General features: G+C 63.9%; 14 protein-coding genes. 10 read left to right on the forward strand and 4 right to left on the reverse strand.

The window, feature by feature from the left end; genetic code table 11:
• From H0921_RS18050 to H0921_RS16785, 5 genes are all read left to right on the forward strand, one after another.
• The coding region (locus H0921_RS18050; protein ID WP_228500023.1) for a hypothetical protein at nt 1-306 on the forward strand (306 nt) is incomplete at its 5' end.
• A 716-nt stretch (nt 307-1022) separates the two neighbouring features.
• Nucleotides 1023-1856 (forward strand): hypothetical protein, encoded by an 834-nt coding sequence (locus H0921_RS16770; RefSeq protein WP_228500026.1) that lies wholly within the window; start codon nt 1023-1025, stop codon nt 1854-1856.
• A gap of 215 nt (nt 1857-2071) precedes the next feature.
• On the forward strand, nt 2072-3568 hold the full coding sequence (gene guaB / locus H0921_RS16775; protein ID WP_194539684.1) for an IMP dehydrogenase: 1497 nt from the start codon (nt 2072-2074) through the stop codon (nt 3566-3568).
• Nucleotides 3498-4490, forward strand: coding sequence for a hypothetical protein (locus tag H0921_RS16780; protein WP_194539685.1), 993 nt, complete (start codon nt 3498-3500; stop codon nt 4488-4490). The genes guaB and H0921_RS16780 overlap by 71 nt, the downstream gene beginning before the upstream one ends.
• Before the next feature lie 86 nt (nt 4491-4576).
• On the forward strand, nt 4577-5374 hold the full coding sequence (locus H0921_RS16785; protein ID WP_194539686.1) for an HpcH/HpaI aldolase family protein: 798 nt from the start codon (nt 4577-4579) through the stop codon (nt 5372-5374).
• A gap of 447 nt (nt 5375-5821) precedes the next feature.
• Here the strand turns inward: H0921_RS16785 and H0921_RS16790 are convergent, their stop codons facing one another.
• The gene (locus tag H0921_RS16790; RefSeq protein WP_194539687.1) at nt 5822-8323 is read right to left on the reverse strand and encodes a hybrid sensor histidine kinase/response regulator; all 2502 of its coding nucleotides are present in this window, start codon (nt 8321-8323) and stop codon (nt 5822-5824) included.
• Nucleotides 8324-8597: 274 nt separating this feature from the next.
• Nucleotides 8598-10556 (reverse strand): DUF11 domain-containing protein, encoded by a 1959-nt coding sequence (locus H0921_RS16795; RefSeq protein WP_194539688.1) that lies wholly within the window; start codon nt 10554-10556, stop codon nt 8598-8600.
• Between the two features lie 295 nt (nt 10557-10851).
• On the opposite strand from H0921_RS16795, the gene H0921_RS16800 reads away from it, so the two are divergent.
• A complete protein-coding gene (locus H0921_RS16800; RefSeq protein WP_194539689.1) occupies nt 10852-12024 on the forward strand; it encodes a DegT/DnrJ/EryC1/StrS family aminotransferase in 1173 nt (390 codons plus the stop codon).
• 262 nt (nt 12025-12286) lie between these two features.
• Here the strand turns inward: H0921_RS16800 and H0921_RS16805 are convergent, their stop codons facing one another.
• Nucleotides 12287-13606, reverse strand: coding sequence for a DUF1501 domain-containing protein (locus H0921_RS16805; RefSeq protein WP_194539690.1), 1320 nt, complete (start codon nt 13604-13606; stop codon nt 12287-12289).
• 650 nt (nt 13607-14256) lie between these two features.
• On the opposite strand from H0921_RS16805, the gene H0921_RS16810 reads away from it, so the two are divergent.
• The 4 genes from H0921_RS16810 (at nt 14257) to H0921_RS16825 (ending at nt 19538) form a co-directional block, all read left to right on the forward strand.
• On the forward strand, nt 14257-17454 hold the full coding sequence (locus tag H0921_RS16810; RefSeq protein ID WP_194539691.1) for a PAS domain S-box protein: 3198 nt from the start codon (nt 14257-14259) through the stop codon (nt 17452-17454).
• A gap of 191 nt (nt 17455-17645) precedes the next feature.
• The gene (locus H0921_RS16815) at nt 17646-18347 is read left to right on the forward strand and encodes a hypothetical protein (protein WP_228500028.1); all 702 of its coding nucleotides are present in this window, start codon (nt 17646-17648) and stop codon (nt 18345-18347) included.
• A 96-nt stretch (nt 18348-18443) separates the two neighbouring features.
• A complete protein-coding gene (locus tag H0921_RS16820) occupies nt 18444-18986 on the forward strand; it encodes a hypothetical protein (RefSeq protein WP_228500031.1) in 543 nt (180 codons plus the stop codon).
• A 165-nt stretch (nt 18987-19151) separates the two neighbouring features.
• A complete protein-coding gene (locus tag H0921_RS16825) occupies nt 19152-19538 on the forward strand; it encodes a hypothetical protein (RefSeq protein ID WP_194539692.1) in 387 nt (128 codons plus the stop codon).
• 149 nt (nt 19539-19687) lie between these two features.
• Here the strand turns inward: H0921_RS16825 and H0921_RS16830 are convergent, their stop codons facing one another.
• A complete protein-coding gene (locus H0921_RS16830) occupies nt 19688-21628 on the reverse strand; it encodes a Na+/H+ antiporter NhaC family protein (RefSeq protein WP_194539693.1) in 1941 nt (646 codons plus the stop codon).
• Nucleotides 21629-21863 lie beyond the last annotated feature (235 nt).

The raw sequence follows: 21863 nt of genomic DNA on the forward strand, positions 1-21863 counted from the left end.
ACGGTGGCGATGGTGACGGTGACGGCGATGGCGGTGGTGACGGTGGCGGCATCTCCGGCAAAGTTCCCTCAGCCGAGGGGGCGCCAAAAAACAATGACGCTACCCAGTCAGCAACCGGGAATGAAGCGGGAGAAGCAACGGGGATTCAAGGGCAGGCTGATGACGGCAGTGCGGGTCAGAGTGCGGTGGATCACGGGGGAACGGCGGGGAGGGGTGCTGAGGAAGGGGTGGAGGCCGGTTCATGGACGGAGGGGGAGGCGGAACTCGGTGTGTGGCGCTTCCTTCATCATCGTGCAGATTGCATGATCGGTCTTTCGTATGAATCAGTTATCATTAAATCTCTGGTTCCTGATCGATCAACGTATACTCAGATAAATCAGGTTGTCTTGAGTTTTTTGGAAAAAGATCGGAGAAATGCTTCAGCATATCCTGGTGGGAGGAGATATACTGTCATTGTTATGTCACCATTGCTCCTGGCATGTCGTAGTCGGGGTCCGCCGAGGGGGACGAGGCGGGATGGCCAGGGCGTGTCATCGGGGATTGCGGCCGCTGGATAGGGCAAAGTCCAGGAGTTTTGCCGGGGAGGTGCAGAGATGAGCGGGCCAGGCCGGTGTTTTGTCCGGGAAATTTCGGGAAAACGGGCTGTGCTGGGCTTGCCGTTACAATCGGCGCCAACGGCGGAGCTGGCAGTGTTGTTTGGGGGATTGAGGGAGTGGCCGGGGTCTTGGGGCGAAAGGCCTTCCAGGTGGGACTTTCGGCGTGCTAGGATAGCTGGAGCGGCGTCTCCGAGAGTTGAGGAAGCCGGAAAAAGGAGTGAGGCGGCGCAAGTTTGCGAATCCGGGACGTTCCTCATGGGGGTGTGTGGTATGGCGGTCCTTTTCGCCCTGGACCTGGCAGGGTCCGCAGGGCAGAGGCGGCAGGGAAGGGTAAGGACCGCGGAAACAGGAGGGTATAACTAGAAAGCGAGGGGTCATCATTTCATTTGTGGAGGAAGAGCCATGTTTCGTACCCTGCATCGCGTATTGGCGGTGTCCGCCTTCGTATTGACTCTGTGTGCATTGTTGCCGCTGGCCGGGGTGGTGAAGGCCCAACCGGGGAAGGCGCCGTTCCGTCCGGGGTTTTTGCCGTATGTGCCGCCTGGGGAGTGGCGGCCGGCGGGGAACCTGGGGGTGCAGGGGAACCAGGGCGTGCAGGGGAATCAGGGCGTGCAGGGGAATCGCGGGATTCAAGGGAATCAGGGAGGCGTTCAGGGGTTCCAGAACTTTGGGAACCGCGGGGGATTCAACGCTTTCGGGGGTAATTTCAACGCCTTTGGCGGCGGGTTTGGCAGCTTCAATGCGTTCGGCGGGTTTGGCAGCTTCAACGCCTTTGGCGGCGGCTTCAATATGATGGGGATCGGTGGCGGATTTGGTGGCATGATGGGGATCGGTGGCGGATTTGGTGGCATGATGGGGATCGGTGGCGGATTTGGTGGCATGATGGGGATCGGTGGCGGTTTCGGCGGGAACAGCGGCATTCAATTCCTGCCTACGATTCCCGGCGGCTACTTGGGCGGCATGGGTGGCATGATGGGCATGGGTGGCTTCAACTTCGGAGGGTTTAACTTTGGTGGATTCAACTTTGGTGGATTCAACTTTGGCGGGTTTAACTTTGGTGGATTCAACTTTGGTGGATTCAACTTTGGCGGCTTCAACTTCGGGGGCTTTGGCGGGTTCAATTTCGGGGGGTTCAACTTTGGCGGATTCAACTTTGGCGGGTTCAATTTCGGGGGGTTCAACTTTGGCGGCGGATTCAATGTGTGGGGCGGGATTGGAGGATTTGGCAAAATTGGATTTGCAGGTGAGTTGGCGCAATAGCGTCTGACGGACTCTACCGTGGCTCCGGGTGGGGAGCGGTGGGGTCGAGAGGTGAAGGTCTGAGGGCAGCGCGGCTTTCTCCTTGTGAGGGCCGCGTTGTCGTTTGAGGGAAATGCAAGCGGCGGCCGCGGGGTGGCGTTGCTCTGGAGCGGGGCGGGGGTGTTTCCCTATAATTGTCCTCCACACATCGATCCCCGGAACGGAGAGGCGCGGAGATGCACGAGCGAATCGTTTATCAAGGGATCACTTTCGATGACGTGCTGCTAGAGCCGGCGTACAGCGATGTGGTGCCGCGGGATGTGGACGTGCGCACGTGGCTGACGCGGAATGTGCGGCTGAACATCCCGATCGTGTCGAGTCCGATGGACACGGTGACGGAAAGCGAATTGGCAATTGCTTTGGCACAGGAGGGAGGCATTGGCATCATCCACAAGAACATGAGCATCGCCCGGCAGACACGGGAAGTGGACAAGGTCAAGCGGAGCGAGAATGGGATCATCACCGATCCGATCACGCTGTCGCCGGATGAAACGGTGGGCCAAGCTCGGCGGATCATGGAGGAGCACAACATTTCCGGGGTTCCGATCACGGTCAACGGCTATCTCAAAGGGATCCTGACGCGGCGGGACTTGAAGTTCCTGGATGACAACAGCCAGCGGATCAGCGAGGTGATGACCAAGGACAATCTGGTCACCGCCCCTGAGAACACGACCCTGGAGGAAGCGGAACGGATCCTGACGCGGAACAAGGTGGAGAAGCTGCTTTTGGTGGACAAGGAATACCGGCTCAAGGGGCTGATCACGATCAAGGACATCGACAAGACGCAGAAGTTTCCCAATGCTTGCAAGGATGCACGGGGGCGGCTGCGGGTGGGAGCGGCGATCGGGGTGTACGAATTCGAGCGGGCGGAATCGCTGATTCAGGCCGGGGTGGATGTGCTGGTGGTGGATTCCGCCCACGGCCACAGCAAGAATGTGATCGAGACGGTGCGGGAATTGAAGCGGCAGTTTTCTATTGACGTCATCGCGGGGAATGTGGCCACGACGGAAGGGGCGCGAGCGCTGGTGGAAGCCGGTGCGGATGGCGTCAAAGTCGGGATTGGTCCTGGTTCGATCTGCACGACGCGGGTGGTCACGGGAGTGGGTGTGCCGCAGATTTCGGCGATTGCGAATGCAGCCAAGGGGTTGGAAGGCAGCGGGGTGCCTTTGATCGCGGACGGCGGCATCCGTTACAGCGGGGACATCACCAAAGCCTTGGCAGCGGGGGCGTATTGCACCATGATCGGCGGGCTGTTTGCCGGCCTGGCGGAAAGCCCTGGACAGTTGATTCTCTACCGCGGCCGATCTTTCAAACAATATCGGGGGATGGGGTCACTTGGAGCAATGATGGCGGGTAGCGCTGACCGATACCAACAAGGGGACGCCCGGAGTGATTCCTCCCGGCCGGATAATGGCAAACTGGTTCCCGAAGGGGTGGAAGGACGAGTCCCCTACAAAGGCCATCTGGCTCCCTTTGTTTACCAATTGGTCGGGGGGCTGAAAGCGGGGATGGGATATTGCGGCTGCCGGAATCTGGAAGAGCTGCGGACCAAGACGCGGTTCATTCAGGTGACGGCAGCGGCGGTGCAGGAGAGCCATCCGCATGACATTACCATTACGCAGGAAGCGCCGAATTACAGCGTGGCTCACACGGTGGTGGACGACGGTCCATGATCCGACCTGGGTCGGGGGAATGCTGGCGATCGCCGCGACCGCCGGTCCGCTGCTTGCCCAAGGACCACCTCCATCGTCCCCTTCTCCCCCGCCGTTCCCGCCTCCGATCATGTATTACCATAAACCCGCCGACTCTTCGATGCCCCGGCTGAGTTCGACTCCGGACGGGCCGCAGCGGCCGACCGCCTCTCCCTCCGTTCCCCAACCGGCCCCTGCACCCTTCGTTCCCCCGGATGCACCGGCGGAGCGCAGTCGGCCTCCTCTGGGAGCAACGCCGGCAGTCCCCTGGACGAGTCCGGTGACCGCGCAACCTCCTGCCGCTCCGTTTTCTGCTCAGAAGACGGAACCACCTCTGGGAGACAAGCGTTCCTTTGAGGAAAAAGAGCGGGACGATCGGGCCAAGCTGGTGTACAGTCCCCGCCCGGAAGATGTGTTCACCTTGGCCAATGATGGGACTTTGGAGCGGCGGATCATCGAGCGCTTGCGGGAAGAGGAGCGCAAGGCGGGCCGAGACCCGTTCGCCAAGTATCCGAAAGGGATCACGTTTCCGCCAGCTTCGCCCGCGGGCGCCGGTCTGTCGTATGTGGCCAAGACGGCCGATTATCCCCCCCGGCAGGTGGAATACGTCAACGGTTATGTCGTGCACCGCCGCTTGCATTTTGAGGAAAAAAATGCCGAACGCTACGGGTGGGACTTGGGCATTCTCCAGCCCCTGGTGTCCGCGGCGTATTTCTACAAGGATGTTCTGCTTTGGCCGAACAGCCTGGCTTCCGGCGTCGCCTACGGCTTCTGGGACACCAACATGGGCAAATGCCTGCCCGGCAGCCCCACACCCTACTATCTCTATCCTCCGGGGTTGACGATCACCGGCAGCGCGGTGGAAGGGCTGGTCATCACCGGTGCAGCGTTCGCCATCCCCTGAGCGCATCAAGCGGAGGACGGCGCGGCTTTTCGCAGGGGAGATGTGTTTTTTCTTCCCGTGGGGCCGGAGCTGGGGGAGTTACGATCATGAGGCGCAACCGGGTCAAGCAGCGGCTGCGGGCAGGCCAGCCAGTCATCGGTACGTGGTTATCTCTGGGGAACATCATCGCGGCGCGCTTCCTGGCCCGCATCGGCTTCGATTATCTGACCATCGATGTCGAACACACCCTGGCCGGGATGGAAACGACGACGCACATGCTGGCGGCGATCGCCGATGCGGGATGCGTGCCTCTGGTGCGGGTGCCGGCCGGGCGGCATGATCATATCAAGCGGATGCTGGATAACGGGGCCTATGGCGTGGTGGTGCCGATGGTCAACACCGCGGAGCAGGCACGCGAGGCAACTCTGGCCTGCCGTTATCCTCCGCGGGGCAACCGGAGCGTGGGCGGAAGCGTCCATGCCCTCAACTTCGAGGCCACGCCGGCGGAGTATTATGCCGCTGCCGATGAGGAAATCCTGTGCATTCTCCAATGTGAGCACATCGACGCGGTGCGGAACTTCGACGCGGTCTTCGGCCATGAGGGGGTGGATGCTGTCTTCGTCGGACCCAATGATCTATCGGCGAGTTTGCGGGACTGTGAGGGCCGTCCTCCGGCGACGGAGGTGCTGGAGCAGACGCTTGCGGACATTCTCCAGGGCTGTCGGCGCTTGGGAATCCCGGCGGGGATACATACCTTCAGCATCGCCGAGGCGCGCCAGCGCCTCAATGAAGGCTGGCAATTCATCGCCATCAACAGCGAGCTGCGCTTCATGATGGAGACGGCCCGGCAGGTGGTCGAGGCCCTCGGCTGCCACACGGCTGCCCGCGAAGTCGCCCGCTATTGACTCCGCCTTTTTCTGAAGCTGGAAAAACGGGCCTAGCCTGGCTCCCTTCTGCCTGGAAGACACCCTGGATTGCCTTTGGGAAGCGCTTTGTGCCCCGCGCTTGGAGGAAAGCCTGCCCCGTGCGTCTCGTCTCGTGTGGAGGAAAACCTGCCTCTCCTTCGGAAGCGAACCTTCGGAGGTAAAAATGAAGAGACCCCGCCGAGACGCCACAGGCAGTCGCCCAACCTGCCGTATGACGCCACCGGACGGGGCAAGTAGTTTGTAACATCCCGTTCCAGGTCTGTCCAGAAAATTTTGCCCTTTTTTCTCTCTAAACATAATTTTATCTACTTCATTCTGTCGGGGGCTGAAAAGTCTTTTTCTGGAAGAATTGGCAAACTGATAAGGCGAGCCAGATTTTGAGCGTCTCCCGGCTCTATTTGCGTTTCTCGGAGCGGCGTGCCCGTTTCAAGGGTGGGCAGACAGCCGGAGGCGGTGGGGCGGCGGCGGAGTCACGTCCAAGGGGGCCGAGGAGGTGGTTTCGGCGGTGGCGGATTCTGCAGTGGCGGTCTCTGGGGCGGCGGAGAGGGAGCAAGTATTCGCGCCGGAGCGGAGCATTTGCTGGACGGCAGCGGTGAGGGCACGGGGCGTGTAGGGCTTATGGATGAAGCCAGTGTAAGGCTGGTCGGTGGGAAGCTCCGTGCCGGAATGGCCGCTGGCGAAAAGGATGGGGACGGTCGGGTGCAGTTGGCGGATCTGTTCGTAGGCTTCCCGGCCGCAGAGGCGGGGCATGCTAGCATCGAGGACAATCAGGTCGATGCGGTCGGCCGCTTGCTGGAACAGTTCGACGGCCTGGAGACCATCTTCGGCGGCCAGCACGCAGTAGCCGGCCTGTTGCAAAGCAGCCACAGCGACCGCCCGGACATACGGTTCGTCATCGACCACGAGGATGGTTTCGCTGGGATTCGGGGGGGAAGCTGGAGTGGACAATTCCGCCGTCTCCTGGCGCACCGGACCGCTCGGAGTGTCCACCGGCACATAGGGCAGGTAGATGTCGAAGCGTGTGCCTTGGCCCGGCGCACTCTCGCATGCGATCCAGCCTTCATGGGCGCGTACAACGCCATACACCACAGCTAGCCCTAAGCCGGTGCCCTTGCCAATTCCCTTGGTGGTGAAGAAGGGGTCGAAGATGCGGTTTTTCACTTCCTCGGTCATGCCGCAACCAGTGTCGGCGACGCTGAGACGGACATAGGGCTTGGGTTCGTCCGAGGCATGACGTTCGCCGGAGGTAGGCCCTGCGGACGGGGGCGGAGCGGCTTGGGGGAGAATGGCGGTGGTGATGGTCAGGAGGCCGCCTTCGGGCATGGCATCGCGGGCATTGAGGCACAGGTTCATCAGGACCTGCTGCATCTGGACGGGATCGCCCCGGATGGAAGCTGGCTCCTCAGCCGGCTGATAGTGGATAGTGATGCGGGGATCGATGCTGCGGCGCAATAGACGGATTTCTTCCCGGATGAGCGTGTTGAGGTCAATAGGAACGTTTTGCAGGGGTTGGCGGCGGGCGAAGCCGAGCATCTGGCGGGTCAGCTCGGCAGCCTGTTGTGCAGCATGAGCGGCGGACTCCAGACAGGCCCGGATGGGGGACGATTCCTCCGCCTGAGTCAGGGCCAGTTCCAGATTGCCCAGGATGACGGTGAGGAGGTTGTTGAAGTCATGGGCGATGCCGCCGGCGAGTTGGCCGAGGGCTTCGAGTTTTTGCGATTGCCGCAATTGTTCTTCCAGGCGGGCCTGCTCGGTGACATCGCGGGCCACGATGATCACGCCGGAAGGGGGCGACTCCGGTGCCGTCCGCAGCGGAGCCACGACGATGTCGAGCAGCAGGGGCGGTTCCCCTGGGGGGCGGGGGATGGCTTCGCGATTGCGGATGGTCTCGCCGGTCTTGAGGACCTCCTTTTCGATCTGCCGCCGTCGTTGAATGACTTCAAGCGGTACCGGGAAAACGTCCTCGCAACGCAAGCCGATGAGCTGCTCGATGGATCGGCCGGCATATTGAGCGAAAACGGCGTTGCCGCCGAGGAAGCGGAGATCGCGGTCCTTGTAGCAGATCATGTCCGGCACGGAGGCGAAGAGGCTGTGGAGCAGAGTATTCTGGCGGACCAATTCGGCCGCGGCGGCTTGCTGCTCCGTGACATCGACCAGGCAGCCATCGAGGCGGACGGCCCGCCCGCTTTCCTCCCGCACGATGGTTAGGCGGTCGCGGACCCAGCGCGTCTCCCCTTGTGGCGTACAGATGCGGTACTGATGCTCGCCGTGAAGCGCCTTGCTGGAGAGGAGTTGTTTGAGCCAGTTGTCGCACTGGTCGCGATCTTCGGGATGAACCGCTTCGAGCCATTGGAACAGTTGGTGGAAGGTTTCGACGGGCCGGCCGATGAGCCGCCCTAAAGCGGGGGAGATATAGCGGAAGCGCCAGGTGCTTTTGCCGCTGCTCGTGGTGATGCGTTCCGCGCTCCACAAGGCCGCCGGGGAATGCGCCAGGACCGAGCGCAGCTCCGCTTCGACGCGGCGGAGTTGCTGGAGGTTTTCGCGCCGCTCCCGGTCATCCCGGGCCACCAGCAAGCCGAGCGTGCGCTGCGGCAGATGCAGGCGGGACACCGTGAGGGTCACCGGAATCCAGCCCTGCTGCTTGCTGCGGAGCAAATACCCATCCTGGCCGTGAAAGACGACAGTTTTGGTGAACGCTCCCCGCAAGCGATGCTGGCCGTGACTGTGGTTGTCCTCGTAACGGAAGAGCGCCCCACTGCTGATACCGAGCAACTCCTGGCGGGAAAAGCCGGTCAAGCGCAACGCCACTGGATTGACTTCGAGAACCTGATCGGTTTCCGGATCGAGCAAGAAGAGGGCGTCCCCGCTTTCCTCGAACAGGATACGGGCCAGTTCCGCAGAGGCAAACAGAGGGTGGGATTCATACATGGGCACGGGCATGGGCGTGAAGAAAAGGGTGAGGAAATCGGGTTACGGAATCCTGGTCCAGTCCGCTTTGAGGCCTGCTGTTGGTATCGACAATTTAGCATTTGTTTTGTTGTTGGGCGGAGGGATCTGTCGGAAAAGGCGGCAATTATTCCCGTGCGAGTGATAACTTTTCGGTTTGGGGAGAAATGCGTGAGGCAGGACGAAAAGCGCCCAGGCGGTCCAAGCCGCGGGGTGCCTGCCGTTGGGGGAGTGGGAAGGGGAGGCAGGGGGAAAATCAGGGGGATGGCGGCGGTGCGGAGGGTGTGGAGGCGCCGAGGATTTCCACCATTTTTTCGGTCAGCATGGGGTGTTCGCCCAGGTGGTCGGCGCTGAGGCGGAGGCGGAACCAGGCCTGGGCCGGCTGGCGGGCTTGATAGGTGATGGTAAAGACGGCCTCACCAGAAGGGGGGATAGTTTGAGGGGGAAAGAGGAGCTTGGCGGCGGCGGGAGAGACGGAGGGCTGGCTGTCGCGGAAGGTGACGGCCTCGGGGAGTTCCACTTCCAGGCGGACGTTGCGTGCCGCTTCCCCCCCGCCATTGCGCACGCGGATGGTGAGGGTTCCCGGCTGACCGACGGAGAGGGAGAGCGGCTGGGGGATGGTTTCCCAACTGAGGGCGGGCGTGCCTTGGAAGAGGATGGCCAGTTCCTGGCGGGCCTGCTGGCCGCGGGCATCGGTGGCGGAGGCGGTGAGGAGGCGGCGTCCGGTCGTGGCGGCTTTCAGCTCGTAGCGGAAGGTGCGGGCTTCGCCCGGTTCCAGGCGGGGAATGATCCAGACGAGGGCGTCGGAGAGCCATTGTCCGCCTTCGGTTTTGCGGGTGGGTTTGCAGTCGGGGGGGATCGAGCCGCGGACGCGGACTTGCAGAGCCGGCAAGGTGCCGGTGTTGCGCACGAGGATTTCCACTTTGGCTGGAGCACCCGGAGGCACGGGGGCGTTGCCGGGCGGACCTGACACCTGGACGCTCAGGCCGGGAACCAGGACGCGGGTGTGTGCCTCGGCTTTCTCCTGAATCCCTCCGGCGGCGGACACGTGCGTGAGCGTGAGCACATCGCGGGATTCACGCGGAGTGAGGCGGTACTCGATGATCTGGTACTGTCCCGGCAGCAAGCGGGGGATTTCCCAGACCCACTGCTGGGCCGGCGGGCTGGACGGCGGAGTGGAGGCCCGCTTGCCTCCTGCGGTGATCGGCTCCACTTCCGCCGAGACGGGGACATTTTCCACCAGGCGGATGTTCTCTACCGGCACGCTGCCCGTGTTGCGGAGGCGGATGCGGACGAGCAGGGGTTCATCCCGCACGGCTTGTTGCGGCGCCGCTTTGCTGAGCTGAAGCGCAGGCGGGCGCAAGCGGGTCGTGACCGCCTGGCCATGCTCATAGCTGACATAGGCGAGGTTGCGGACTTCCTGGGCATCGGGCTTGGGCCGCAAGGTCAGGCGGATGGTCCGGCTCTCCCCGGCGGCGAGTGTGCCGAGCTTCCAGACCAGGACGGCAGCCGAGGGCGAAGGGGCGGGCGGGGGCGGTGCCGCGGCGGGATTTTGACCTGTGGGCGTCAACAGCGGTGGAGCGGCGGGCGGAGCGGACCCTGCCCCGGCAGGCTTTTCCGGCGCGGGATCGGCTGCGACAAACTCCGCCGCCTCCGGCACAGGGTTGCGCACCACCACATTGTAAGCCGGTGCCGTGGAGGTATTCCGTACGTGAATGTGGTAAACCAACTCCTTCCCCGGTGGAGACGCCGCCGGTACACGCACCTGAATCCGCACCAGTGGGGCTGGCGGGTCCACCACGGCCTGGCTGGGGGGTGGATGCGCGGCAGGCGGCAAGCTGGGCACCACGCCGGCAGGCAATAACCCCTGCGCCGGTATGACCGCAGGATCGAACCGCATTCCCTCCGGCAGTAGGGGGTCACTCCCTTCCGCGGGAAGAGTTTCGACGGGAAGTCCCTCCTCCTCCCCCGCCGCCGCGGCGGAAGCAGAGGGCAGCTCCGCTTCGCCGGTGAAGGTCATTGCGGCTTCCCCACAAATTTCCTCCGAGAATCCCCGGACGGACTTGCCCCCCAGCAGCCACAGGGCGGCCATCACGGCCAGAAACAGTCGGGAGGAACGGATCCTGATCCCACCGGTCAGAGGCAGTTTGAGCAGAGCCATCCTGGGCCAAGCTGGGCGGATCGGCAGGCCAGTCGGCGTAGTTGTCGCGAGCATGGTTCTCACCCTCTCCCTGGCGGAGGCGAAGCAAGGGGCGGCGGCACTCCTGGAAGACAGCGCCATAGCAAACCGGGCGTGCTGGGAAAAGAGCGCTTGGCCCAAGCGGAGTGGGGGCCAGGGTTGGAGGGGAGAGCGGCGCCGACTCGCCTTGACGCGACCGGCCAGCGGCGGGTAGGCAGTGGCCACACGGTGAAGGAGAAGGAATCGGCAACCCCCATCCGCCCTTGCACCGAAGCCGCCCGGTTCAGGCACGGCTCGGCGTGGGAGACAGGCGGCCGAGGAGGAAACAGGCGTGGTTCAGACAGCAGCCGAGGCGGTCTCAGTACCGCTGTGTGACATTGCGGGTCAGAATGCGGCGTTGGCCGGCGAGATCGAAGCGGCCTGGCGGCGGGTTTTGGCCAGCGGCCAGGTGATTTTGGGACCCGAAGTGTCGGCCCTGGAAGCCGAAGTGGCGGCGTTCTGCGGCGTGCGGCATGCCGTGGCCTGCTCGTCAGGCACCGATGCCCTCGTGCTCGCGCTGCACGCCTTGGGGATTGGACCGGGGGATGAAGTGATCGTGCCGGCCTTCACCTTTTTCGCCACGGCGGGAGCCGTCTGTCGTGTCGGAGCGACGCCTGTCTTCGCTGATATTGATCCGGCCACGTACCTGCTTGACCCCGCGGAGGTGGTGCAGCGGCTCAGTCCGCGCAGCCGGGCGGTCATTCCTGTGCATCTATTCGGCCAGGCGTGCGACATGGCAGCCTTGCGGGCCGTGGCGGAGGAACACACGCTTTACATCGTGGAAGATGCGGCCCAGGCCTTCGGCAGCGGCTATGCCGGGGAACAGTGCGGGCGCTTCGGCCATGCGGCGGCCTTGAGTTTTTATCCCACCAAGAACCTGGGGGCGGCCGGGGATGCGGGCATGGTCCTGACCGATGACGTCGGTTTAGCCCGGCGGATGCGCGCCCTGCGGGTCCACGGCTCGGAGGTGCGCTACTACCATCGGGAGGTGGGGTACAACATGCGGCTGGACGCCTTGCAAGCCGCGCTTCTGCGTGTCAAGCTCCGCTATGTCCCCCAGTGGCTGGAGCAGCGCCGCCAGGCCGCCGCCCGCTACGACGCTTTGATCCAGCAGGCCCAATTGCAGCAATGGCTCCAACCGCCCGTGGTTCTGCCCCAGCGCTACCACACCTTCAATCAGTACGTGGTGCGCGTACCAGCAGCCCATCGGGACGCCCTGGTCCAATTCCTCAAATCCCACCAGATCGGCGTGGAAATCTACTATCCCCTCGGCTTGCACGAACAGGAATGCTTCCGCCATCTCGGCTACCAGCGGGGCGACTTCCCCCGCGCCGAGGCGGCTGCCGCGAGCGTCCTGGCCTTGCCCATGTTCCCGGAAATCACCCCCGCCCAGCAACAGCGCGTGATCGAGGTGTGTGCCGCTTATGCGGCAGCGCATGCCCCTTCCCTCCGCCGCGCCGCCTGAAGAGAGCCGCAGGTCAGAAACGCCCTCAGTCCGAAAGCGAAAACGGGAGTTTCTCGGTAGCGAAGGCAGAGGTTCCCCCCGCAGAGGGCCAAAGTCCCAAAAGCGAGGGCTGAAGTCCCGACAGCGCGAGGCGGATAATGCCCCGCTAAGGCAGACCAAAAACAAGATCGCTCCGGTTTTCCCGGCGCACTGCGATGCCGAGCAGAGTCATCACCTCGCGGAGCAGTATCTGTCGGGCCGTGCGATCCCTTCAGCAACGGGATCAGAGGATTTGCCGGATCGGCTTGCCTTCGGGGCAGAGTTCGATGGGCCGGCCATCTGGCGTGCGGTACCAGGTGTGCAGGTTGATGCCCAGCACGGTGTAGATGGTGGCGGCCAGGTCTTGGGGTGTCACCGGATTATCGATGACATATTCCGCCAAAGCGTTGGTTGCTCCCACGACTTGTCCGACGCGCAAGCCGCCGCCAGCGAACAAGGCCACCCCGGCGGTGCTCCAGTGGTCCCGCCCGGCCGAAGGATTGACCTTGGGCGTGCGGCCAAAGTCGCCGAACCAGACGATCAGGGTTTCGTCCAGCAAGCCGCGGGCTTCCAGGTCGTCCAGCAGGGCAGACATTCCCTGGTCGACGCGCGGGAGCAAGCGTTCCCGGAGGCTGCGGAAGTTGTTCGTGTGGGTATCCCAGCCGCCATCGGTGACCGTGACGAACTGGACGCCCGCTTCGATCAGGCGCCGGGCCAGCAGGCAGGCTTGGCCCAGATAGTTCCGCCCATAGCGATCACGCACCTTGGCCGGTTCCTGCGTCAGGTCGAAGGCCCGCTTGGCCAGCGGACTGGTGATGATGCCGTGGGCCTTGGCGTAAAACTCATCGCGCGCAAGTACCGCCTCGTTGCGCTCCACCCGGCGCTGATAATTTTCCAGGTCCGCCAGCATGGAATAGCGGCGGTCGAGCCGCTGCCGCTCCGCTTCGCTGGATAGGCTGAGATCCCGCACGCGGAAAGCCGGAGAGTTGGGATCGTCCGGCACTTCAAACGGGTTGTATTGGTCGCCCAGAAAACCGCCGATGCCGCCGTTGAACCGCCGGTCGATATAGCGCCCGATCTGCACGAACGGCAGCATGCCGTTGACGTAACCCCGCTCCTTGGCCACGACCGAACCGTAGCAGGGGAAGGGAAGCGAAGGGTTGAACTTGTGGCCGGTCATCATGAGGTGGTCGGCGACGCCGTGGGAGCCATTTTGCGGATCATGCCCGCGGATGGTCACCAGCTTGTGGGCACGTTGGGCCAGCATCGGCAGGGGTTCCGCATAGCGCACGCCCGGCAAGGTCGTCGGCACGGTCCCAAACTCACCGCGAATCTCCACCGGGGCATCCGGCTTAGGATCGAACGTGTCGATGTGGCTTGGCCCGCCTTGCATCCACAGCAGGATGCAGCGCTTCGCCCGCGCCGGGGTCTGCGGCGCAGCCGCCCGCAGCCGCAAATACTCCGGCAAACCCAAGCCGAAAACCGACAAGCCTCCGACACGCAAAAACGTGCGCCGGGACACCCCAGAACAATCCGACGTCCGACCGGTGAAGAGATCGAGCATGGCAGGCACCCCTTGCAACAAGATAAGGGTGAGATTCAGGCGGGAAACTACCACAGGCGGGAAACACTGCCTGCGCCGCGCAGCACCGACGCGCGCAACCAGACAGCATTCTGCTATATAACATCCGCGATGCCTCCCCTTTTGTCAACGGAAAAATCTGCCCCGCCCCTCGTTTTTTCGGCCACCCTATCTGACTTTTGTTCACCACCTCCCCTGCCGTCCTATCCCCTCTCAAGCGGCTAGGGCTTTCTCAGTCTCAAGCGGCTCAGGGTTTCGATCCGAGCCAGAGGCAGCGCCGAAGGGTGATCACATAGTACCTACCGTCACATAACGGCCCTTCGCATCACAGAGCGGAATGTTCCGGCGCTCTCCAGCGACAGGGTTCTGTCGCCATTCTCCTGCGGCAGGGGTGGACCGCCGTTGGCCTGCGGCAAGAGGTTGTGTCACCATTCTGTCAAATTCGAGCCGTGCTGCCAGCGATGGGAGCAAAATATCGGCGGAATCTTCGGAAAAATACTCAGAGGGTTTGGGCAAGCGGTTGCATCGGAGCCGGAGCTGCGGTACAGTTTCTGCAAGGGCTGCGGGAACTTGCTCTGGAATCCCCTGCCGAGTGCGGGGATGGGCCTATCAGGACATTCCATCGACTGCCCATGTCCAACACCACACACCACCCGTCCGATGAAGCATGGGACCCCTCCGATGACGGCACCTGGGCGCGACGTTGGATTGAATCGGTGCGGGACCGTGCCCTGATTTTGACTGAGGCGGACGGATCGATCCGCTGGTGGAACCTCGGCGCAGTCGCCCTTTTCGGCTACACGGCGGCGGAGGTGGATCGCCAGGGCCTGGCCCGGTTATGTCCGGAATCTTCTCAGACGCTCTTGGCGGCGCTGTTGGCTCAGGCGGAGTCGGCAGGGGCGGCGGAAGGGGAGATGGAATGCCTGCGCCGGGATGGGAGCCGGTTCTGGGGTTTGGTCAACATCACCCCCCTGGAAGTGCAAGGGCAGCGGCGTTACGGAGTGGCCATCCGTGATCTGAGCGAACGCAAGGCAGCACAGGAAGCCCTGAAGCGGAGCGAGGCCCGTTACCGAACCACTTTGCAAAGCATCGGGGATGCCGTCATTGCCACGGATGCCCAAGGACGGGTCGAGTTGCTCAATAGCGTGGCGGAAGAATTGACCGGCTGGACCGCTGCCGAAGCGCAAGGCCGACCGCTGGAGGAGATTTTCCGCATCGTCAACGAGGAGACGCGGCAGCCCGTGGAATCGCCGGTCCGCCGGGTGTTGCGCGAAGGGGTGGTTGTGGGGTTGGCCAATCATACCGTGCTCCTCCGCCGCGATGGCCGCCCCATTCCGATTGCCGACTCCGGCGCACCGATCCGGGATGACCAAGGACGATTGGCTGGGGTAGTGCTCGTCTTTCGCGATCAGTCGGCGGAACGGTTCCACGAGCGGCGGCGCGAGGCGGAACGCCGGCTGCTCGAAGAGTTGTCCCGCGGCCGACCCCTCCATCTCTGGCTGGAGTCCCTCTGTCGTGAATACCAGGGCCTTTATCCCGAAGCGCTGGCTTCCGTGCTGCTTCTGGAAGGGAACCGCCTGCGCCACGGAGCTGCCCCGGATTTGCCAGCGGAATACAACCTCGCCGTCGATGGCGTGCAGATCGGCCCGACGGTGGGGTCCTGCGGTACGGCGGCTTTCCGCAACGAGTTGGTCATTGTGAGCGATATTGCCACCGATCCCCTCTGGGATATCGGGCGAGACCTGGCCTTACCATTCGGCCTGCGGGCCTGCTGGTCCATTCCGATCCGAGGGCGGCAGGGTGAAGTCTTAGGAACCTTCGCCGTCTATTACCGGACCCCGCGTTCGCCCCAGGAGCCAGAGATTGCCGACTTGGAGCGCTGGGCGGACATTGCCAGCCTGGCGATCACCGGCTTCCGCGACCGGCAAGCCCTGGAGGAAAGCGAGGAGAAATTCCGCCTGCTGGCCGAGGAATCCCTGGCCGGGGTCTACCTGATTCAGGATGGCCGGTTTGTTTACATCAACAACGCCATCGCCCAGATGTACGGCAGCACGCGGGAGGAGACGCTGGCCTTGCCGTCCGCTCTTGATGTGGTAGCTCCGGAAGATCGGGCCATGGTGGCGGAAAACCTGCGCCGGCGCCTCAGCGGGGAGACGGTGAGCCTGCGCTACCGGTTCCGGGTGGCCCGCCGGGATGGCAAGATCGGTATCGTCGAAGTCATGGGGCGGCGTATCTTCTTCCAGGGCCGGCCCGCGGTTCTCGGCACCGCCTTAGACACCACCGAACAGTACCAAGCGGAACAGGCCCTGCGGGAGCGGGAGGAATTCCTCCGGTCTCTGATTCGTTCGATCGACGGTGTGGTCTGGGAGGCGGATCCGCACACCTTCCGCTTCACCTTCGTCAGCGAACGGGCTGAAAAGCTTCTGGGTTACCCCGTGCAGCGGTGGCTGGAAGAGGAGAATTTTTGGGCCAATCACCTCCATCCGGAGGATCGGGATCAGGCGGTGCAGTTCTGCCAGTCGGCGACGGCCCGCGGCGAGGACCACACCTTCGAATATCGTATGGTGGCGGCGGATGGGCGGATCGTCTGGGTGCGGGATTACGTCACGGTGGAGAAGGACGCGGCAGGCCGGACGGTGGCGTTGCGCGGCATTCTCGTGGACATCACGGAGCGCAAGCGCTTGGAGGCGCAACTGCTCCAGGCCCAGAAGATGGAAGCCATCGGGCGGCTGGCCGGCGGCATTGCCCATGACTTCAACAACCTGCTTACGGTGATTCTGGGATACAGCCAGATGTTGCTCCAGCGGCTGCCCCCAGCGGAAGGGGGGCGGGAGTTGGTCCAGACTATCTTCGAGGCCGGGGAGCGGGCTTCCAGTCTCACGCAGCAACTGTTGGCCTTCAGTCGCCAGACGATCGTCGAGCCGAAGCTGATTTATCTCGACCAGTTGATTCACGACATGGAGAAGATGCTGCGGCGGCTCATCGGCGAGGACATTGTGCTGGCGACCGCTTCGGCGGGCCGCCTTCCCCCCGTGCGGATCGATCCCGGCCAGATGAGCCAGATCATCCTCAACTTGGCGGTCAATGCCCGCGATGCCATGCCGCAAGGGGGACGCCTGACCCTGGAATGCAGCACCATCGAGCTGGACGAGCACTACTGCCGCCTCCATCCCCAGGCTCAGGCGGGGCGCCACGTCTGCCTCGCGGTCAGCGACACCGGCATCGGCATGACCCCCGAAGTCCAGGAGCGCATCTTCGAACCCTTCTTCACCACCAAGGAGTTGGGCAAAGGCACCGGCCTGGGGCTGGCTGTGGTTTACGGCATCGTTCGGCAACACGGCGGGCACATCGAGGTGTACAGCGAAGTGGGGCATGGAACGACCTTCAAGGTGTATCTGCCAGCGGTGCAGGAGCCGGGTTGGCGGGAGTTGTCCCTGGTGGAAGAGACGCCACGCGGGCACGAAACCATCTTGCTTGTGGAAGATGACGAGGCGGTCCGCGGTTTGGCCCAGACCTCGCTGGAGATGTACGGCTACCGGGTGCTGTGGGCCGCCGACGCGGCTGAAGCCCTGCGTCTGGTCGAGGAGCACGCGGGCCGCATCGACCTGCTGCTGACCGACGTGGTCATGCCGGGCATGAGCGGCCGGGAATTGGTGGAGCAGGTCCGCCAGCGCCAGCCCCATCTGAAAGTCCTCTTCATGAGCGGCTACACCGACGATGCGGTGCTGCGCCACGGCCTGGTCCATGCGGAAGTCGCCTTCTTGCAAAAGCCTTTCACCCCCGCCGGACTGGCCCGCAAAGTCCGGGACGTGTTGGACGCCAGCCGCTAAAACAATCCGCCAGAGAATCCCTCCGGGAAGTGCTTTCGGAGCGAGCGGCCAGGCTAAGGGACCCGCCGCCGCCCGCCGCGAGGCGTCCCTCGATACCCCCCGCTTCCCGCCATTTCCCGAAGGGTAAGGGCCGTCCCTGTTTGGACCTGGAGACAGCCTCCTGGACCCTCTAGACAACAAGGATCAGGCGCATGAGCGGTATTCCGTGGTGGGGATATGTGCTATTAGCCGGACTGGCCTGGGGGACCTATGTGCCGTTGATTTTCTACGGCGGTACGGAGCTGACCACGCGCCCCGGTACGATCGGCGGGCGGCTCGCTTCCATCCTCTGCGTCGGCGTGGCTTATTTTGTCCTAGCGGTGGTCATCCCTGTAGCCCTGATGCTTACGCGGGACGATGCCAAGCCGGAATGGCGGCTGACCGGCCTGGTGTTCAGCGCCCTGGCCGGGGCGGCGGGGGCCGTCGGCGCCATCTGCGTCATCTTTGCCAGCAAAGCCGCGGTGGATCAGGCCCGCTTGGCCGGCCTGGAACCGGCTTCTTACCGCATTTACATCGCGCCTCTCATCTTCGCCTTGGCTCCGCTCATCAATACCTTGCTAAGTCTGGTCTGGCATCCGCAGCCGGGCAACCCCTGGCACTTCGCCTGGGAAACACCAGGGTGGAAGCTCCCCGCCGGGATCGTGCTCGCCGCCGTCGGGACCTTCCTCGTCCTCTTGTCCAAGGAAGACCTGGAAGCCCGTAAGGGGAAGCCTGCTCCGGCTGCCGCCACGGCCCGAACCTCCAGCGCGGCTGCTTCGCCGAGCGAGCCGGCCTCAGCGGGTGGGAAAGCGGAAGACAACCGCCCGCAGCCCCAGCCGTCCGCCCCAACCGCCGCGATGCCCGGTGGTTCCTGAAGCGGGAAAGTTCGGGAGCCGTCCCGCTGGGTCTAGCGTTTCCAGCGCTCCGGCTTGGCAGAGCTGGACAACCGCCTGACATGGGAGGACTGCCCCATGCCGTCAGACGAGGTGCAACCCCTCAGCCCGCAGGAAGCGGTGGAACGCCTGGAAGAAGTGCTTGCCCACGCCTGGATGGTCCGCACCTTCCTCAAGCACGCCGAGGAGATTCAGGGCTGCCCCGACATGCTGGCCGTGCCGCGGACCCTCTTCGACACCATCCGTGCGGTGGAACCAGCCCGTCAGCGCGGCGACCTGGCCGCCTACTTGCGCCGCCTCCAGGGCAAGCTCGCCAAGCTCCGCCGCATCACCCAATACTACAGCGAGCATTACGCCCGCTTCTCGCCGCATACCAACTACGCTATGGCCGCCCTTTCCCTGCGGGGCATTCTGCGAGCGATGGAGGACATCTTTCAGCGTCTGGACTGGGAGGCCGTCCGCCAGTTGCCCGCGGTGCCGCCCTCCCGCTCTGCCTTTCCCTCGGCTGCCTCCTCCGCTTCCTCCCCCGCCGCTCCCCCCGCTTCGCCCTCCGGCTCTTCCCCCCCCTCCGCGAACCCTCCCTCGGATCCCCTCGATTCCCTCGATATTCCTGAAGTCTGAGCTGCCCTCGCCGGCCCTGGAACCTGGCCCGCCGACGCTCCATTCCCCCCTGTTTCCCCAGAGCCGGGAGTGCTTTTCCCCTGGAACCCAAGCGGCGGGATCGGCGTTATAATGCAGGGGCCGTCCTTTCTACTGACTTCTTCGGTCCTTCTGGGAGCCTTTCCGATGTATCACGCCATTGGCCTTCTCACACCGCAGAGCGATTTTTCGCTCGCCGAAGCTGTCCGCCGCCTGCAAGCCCACCTGCCGGACCACCAGGTTATCCTGGAAGGACCGCGGATCACCGTCCGACAGCAGGATTGGTCCATCCACATCGAAGAGGAACAGGGAGAACACCTGCGTGAAGAGATCGAAGGGCTAGTGGACCGCCTGGCGGGCGTGGAACCGGACGAAGCGGAGCGCTACCTCGCTTCCCTCCGCCGTCTGCAAATCTTCAGCGAAGATGTCGATCCCAGGATGGAGCATTTCCACACTTACCTGGGCGTCATTGACGTGCTCAAATCCTTTGCGGGAGTACTTCTGGTGGACCCGAAAGAGCCGGGCGTCCTCTGAAAACGGGACCCTTCTGGAAGCCGGTGCAGGAAGCCGGTGCACACCTGAGAAAGGCCGCTCAAAAAGGCCGCTGAGGCGGAAGAAGCCGCCGTACCAATGTGCCTCCCCCCAATGGCGTGTCTGGGTCTGCCGGAAGCGGCCGAGCACCGTCAGTGCTGGGAAGCCGGCGGCGGCTCGGTCTCCGAGACTGTTTTGTTGGAGGGATCGCAGGGGGAGGTGTCGGCAGCGGAAGAAGAGGGGGAGGCGGAAGGTTCAGCAGCCGGCGATGTCGTGGCTCCAGCAGGCGGCGATTCCGCAGCGGAAGAAGGGGCCGACGCTGGATCAGCAAGCGAGGGATCGGCGGGATCGTCAGCAGAGGAAGCGTCGGGACCGGCGGAACGATCCGCGGCGGGGAAAGACGCCGAGGCTGTGACACCCCAATAGCGATGCATCACCGCGAAGAGAATGGCACCGGCTAGCAGGGAGGCCGCCCAGGGGCATTGCCAAAGCGCCGCGGGCAGGTAGCCGAAGGCCACCGCCGCCGCCGCCACCACCAAGCCATAGGGAAGCTGCGTGTAGGTATGGATCATCAGCGGGCAGCCGCTGGAGGTGGCGCTCAGGATCGTCGTATCCGAAATTGGGGAGCAGTGATCGCCGAAGATGGCCCCATCCAGCACCGCGCCCAGGGACATGATCGTGATCAGGCCATAGGTCTGCTGGTCAAGCTGGAAGGCGACGGGGATGGCCGTGGGGATCAGAATGGCCATCGTGCCCCAACTGGTTCCCGTGGCGAAGGCGACAGCGGCGGCCAGCAGAAACAGCAGCGCAGGGAAAAGGAAGGGGGCGATGTTTCCTTGCAGGGTCGTCGCCAGAAACTCGCCGGTGCGTAAGGCAGCACAGCTCTGTTGCAGCGACCAGGCCATGAGCAGGATCGCCCCTGGGTAGAGAGCCAGGCGCAGACCCTGGAGCAAGCAGCGGAGGATGGTTCCCCAGCGGAGGCCGCCGAGCAGCCAGGCGGACACGATGCCGGTGAACAAAGCGGCGGACGCGGCGAGGGCGATGACCTGAACCGAGCGGGTCACGCCGCCGAGCACGTCCCGCCAGTAGCTGATCTGCCAGAGCTGGCGGCCTTCCTCCTGCAAGCGGGCGAGACCGCCGCCATCCAGCCACAGACCCACGAGAATGCCGCCCACGAAGACGCTCAACGGCAAAAGGGCGGCCCAGGGATTGCGCCGCGGGGTAACGGGAGCGGTGGGTTCGTGGGGCAAGCGGCTCGGATCACGCCCGGCGACAGCCGCACGCTCCACCCGCGCCATCGGGCCGAAATCCCGGTCCAGCAGCACGTTGATCAGGAGGAACGCTATCATCAGCCAGCAATAAAAGCGGAAGCCCAGAGCATCCAGGAACATGGCAAAGCCATCGCGGCCCAAGTGCCACTGCTGGCTCACGTCTCGGAACAGGCCGACTTCGTAGCCGATCCAGGTGCTTACCAAAGCGACCCCCGCGACGGGAGCAGCGGTGGCGTCGATCAGAAAGGCCAGCTTGGCCCGCGAGATCCGCTGCTGGTCCGCCAGAGGACGCATGGTGGAACCGATCAGCACCGAGTTGGCATAATCGTCGAAGAACAAGACCAGGCCCATGAGGACGGTACAGCCGTTGGTCGATCGACGGCTGCGGGCCAAGCGGGCGAGGCGGCTGGCCAAAGCAGCAAATCCCCCCGTGGCGATCGCCAGGACAATCATCCCCAGCATGAGGCCCACGGAGCCGAGGATGACGGCGTGATCCGGGTCTTGCGCCGCGGCCAGGACAAAGCCCGCCGCTGTGGCGACCCCTTCCTGCCAGGCTTCCGGCTGATCTGCCCCCTGCTGGGGAAGCACGACTAGCAGGCCGCCCAGAAGCACCGCGAGGGTCAGGGCCAGCAAGAGGCGGCGGGTGGCAAAGGCCAGGCAGACGGCGGTCAGAGGCGGGGCCAGGCTGTACCACTGGCCCGCTTCCGCGGGTGCCTGCTGCGCCAGGAGCAGCACGGCTGCCAGGACCAAAGCCGCCAGCAAGCTGCGCCGCAGCACCGTGCCGATCCCGCCGCTTCCCCCCTCTGCCCCCTTGGCCGACATACCCTCCCTCCGCCCCGGCAGCTTCCCGCCTCACTTCCCGATCCCGCGCCAAGCCCTGACCTGGACCGGCACGGTGCTCTGGGCCGTTCCCCTGCCTATTTTGGCTTTTCCTGTTGAGCCTCCCCGCCTCTCCTGTTATACTAAACTTCCCACCGAATACGTGCCGGGGCTATTCCGGCGGCTGCCCACTACACACCTTCGGTTCGGAGACACGGTTTTCCCTCCTGAACACTAA

The sequence above is a fragment of the Thermogemmata fonticola genome (genome assembly GCF_013694095.1).
Lineage (GTDB): Bacteria > Planctomycetota > Planctomycetia > Gemmatales > Gemmataceae > Thermogemmata > Thermogemmata fonticola.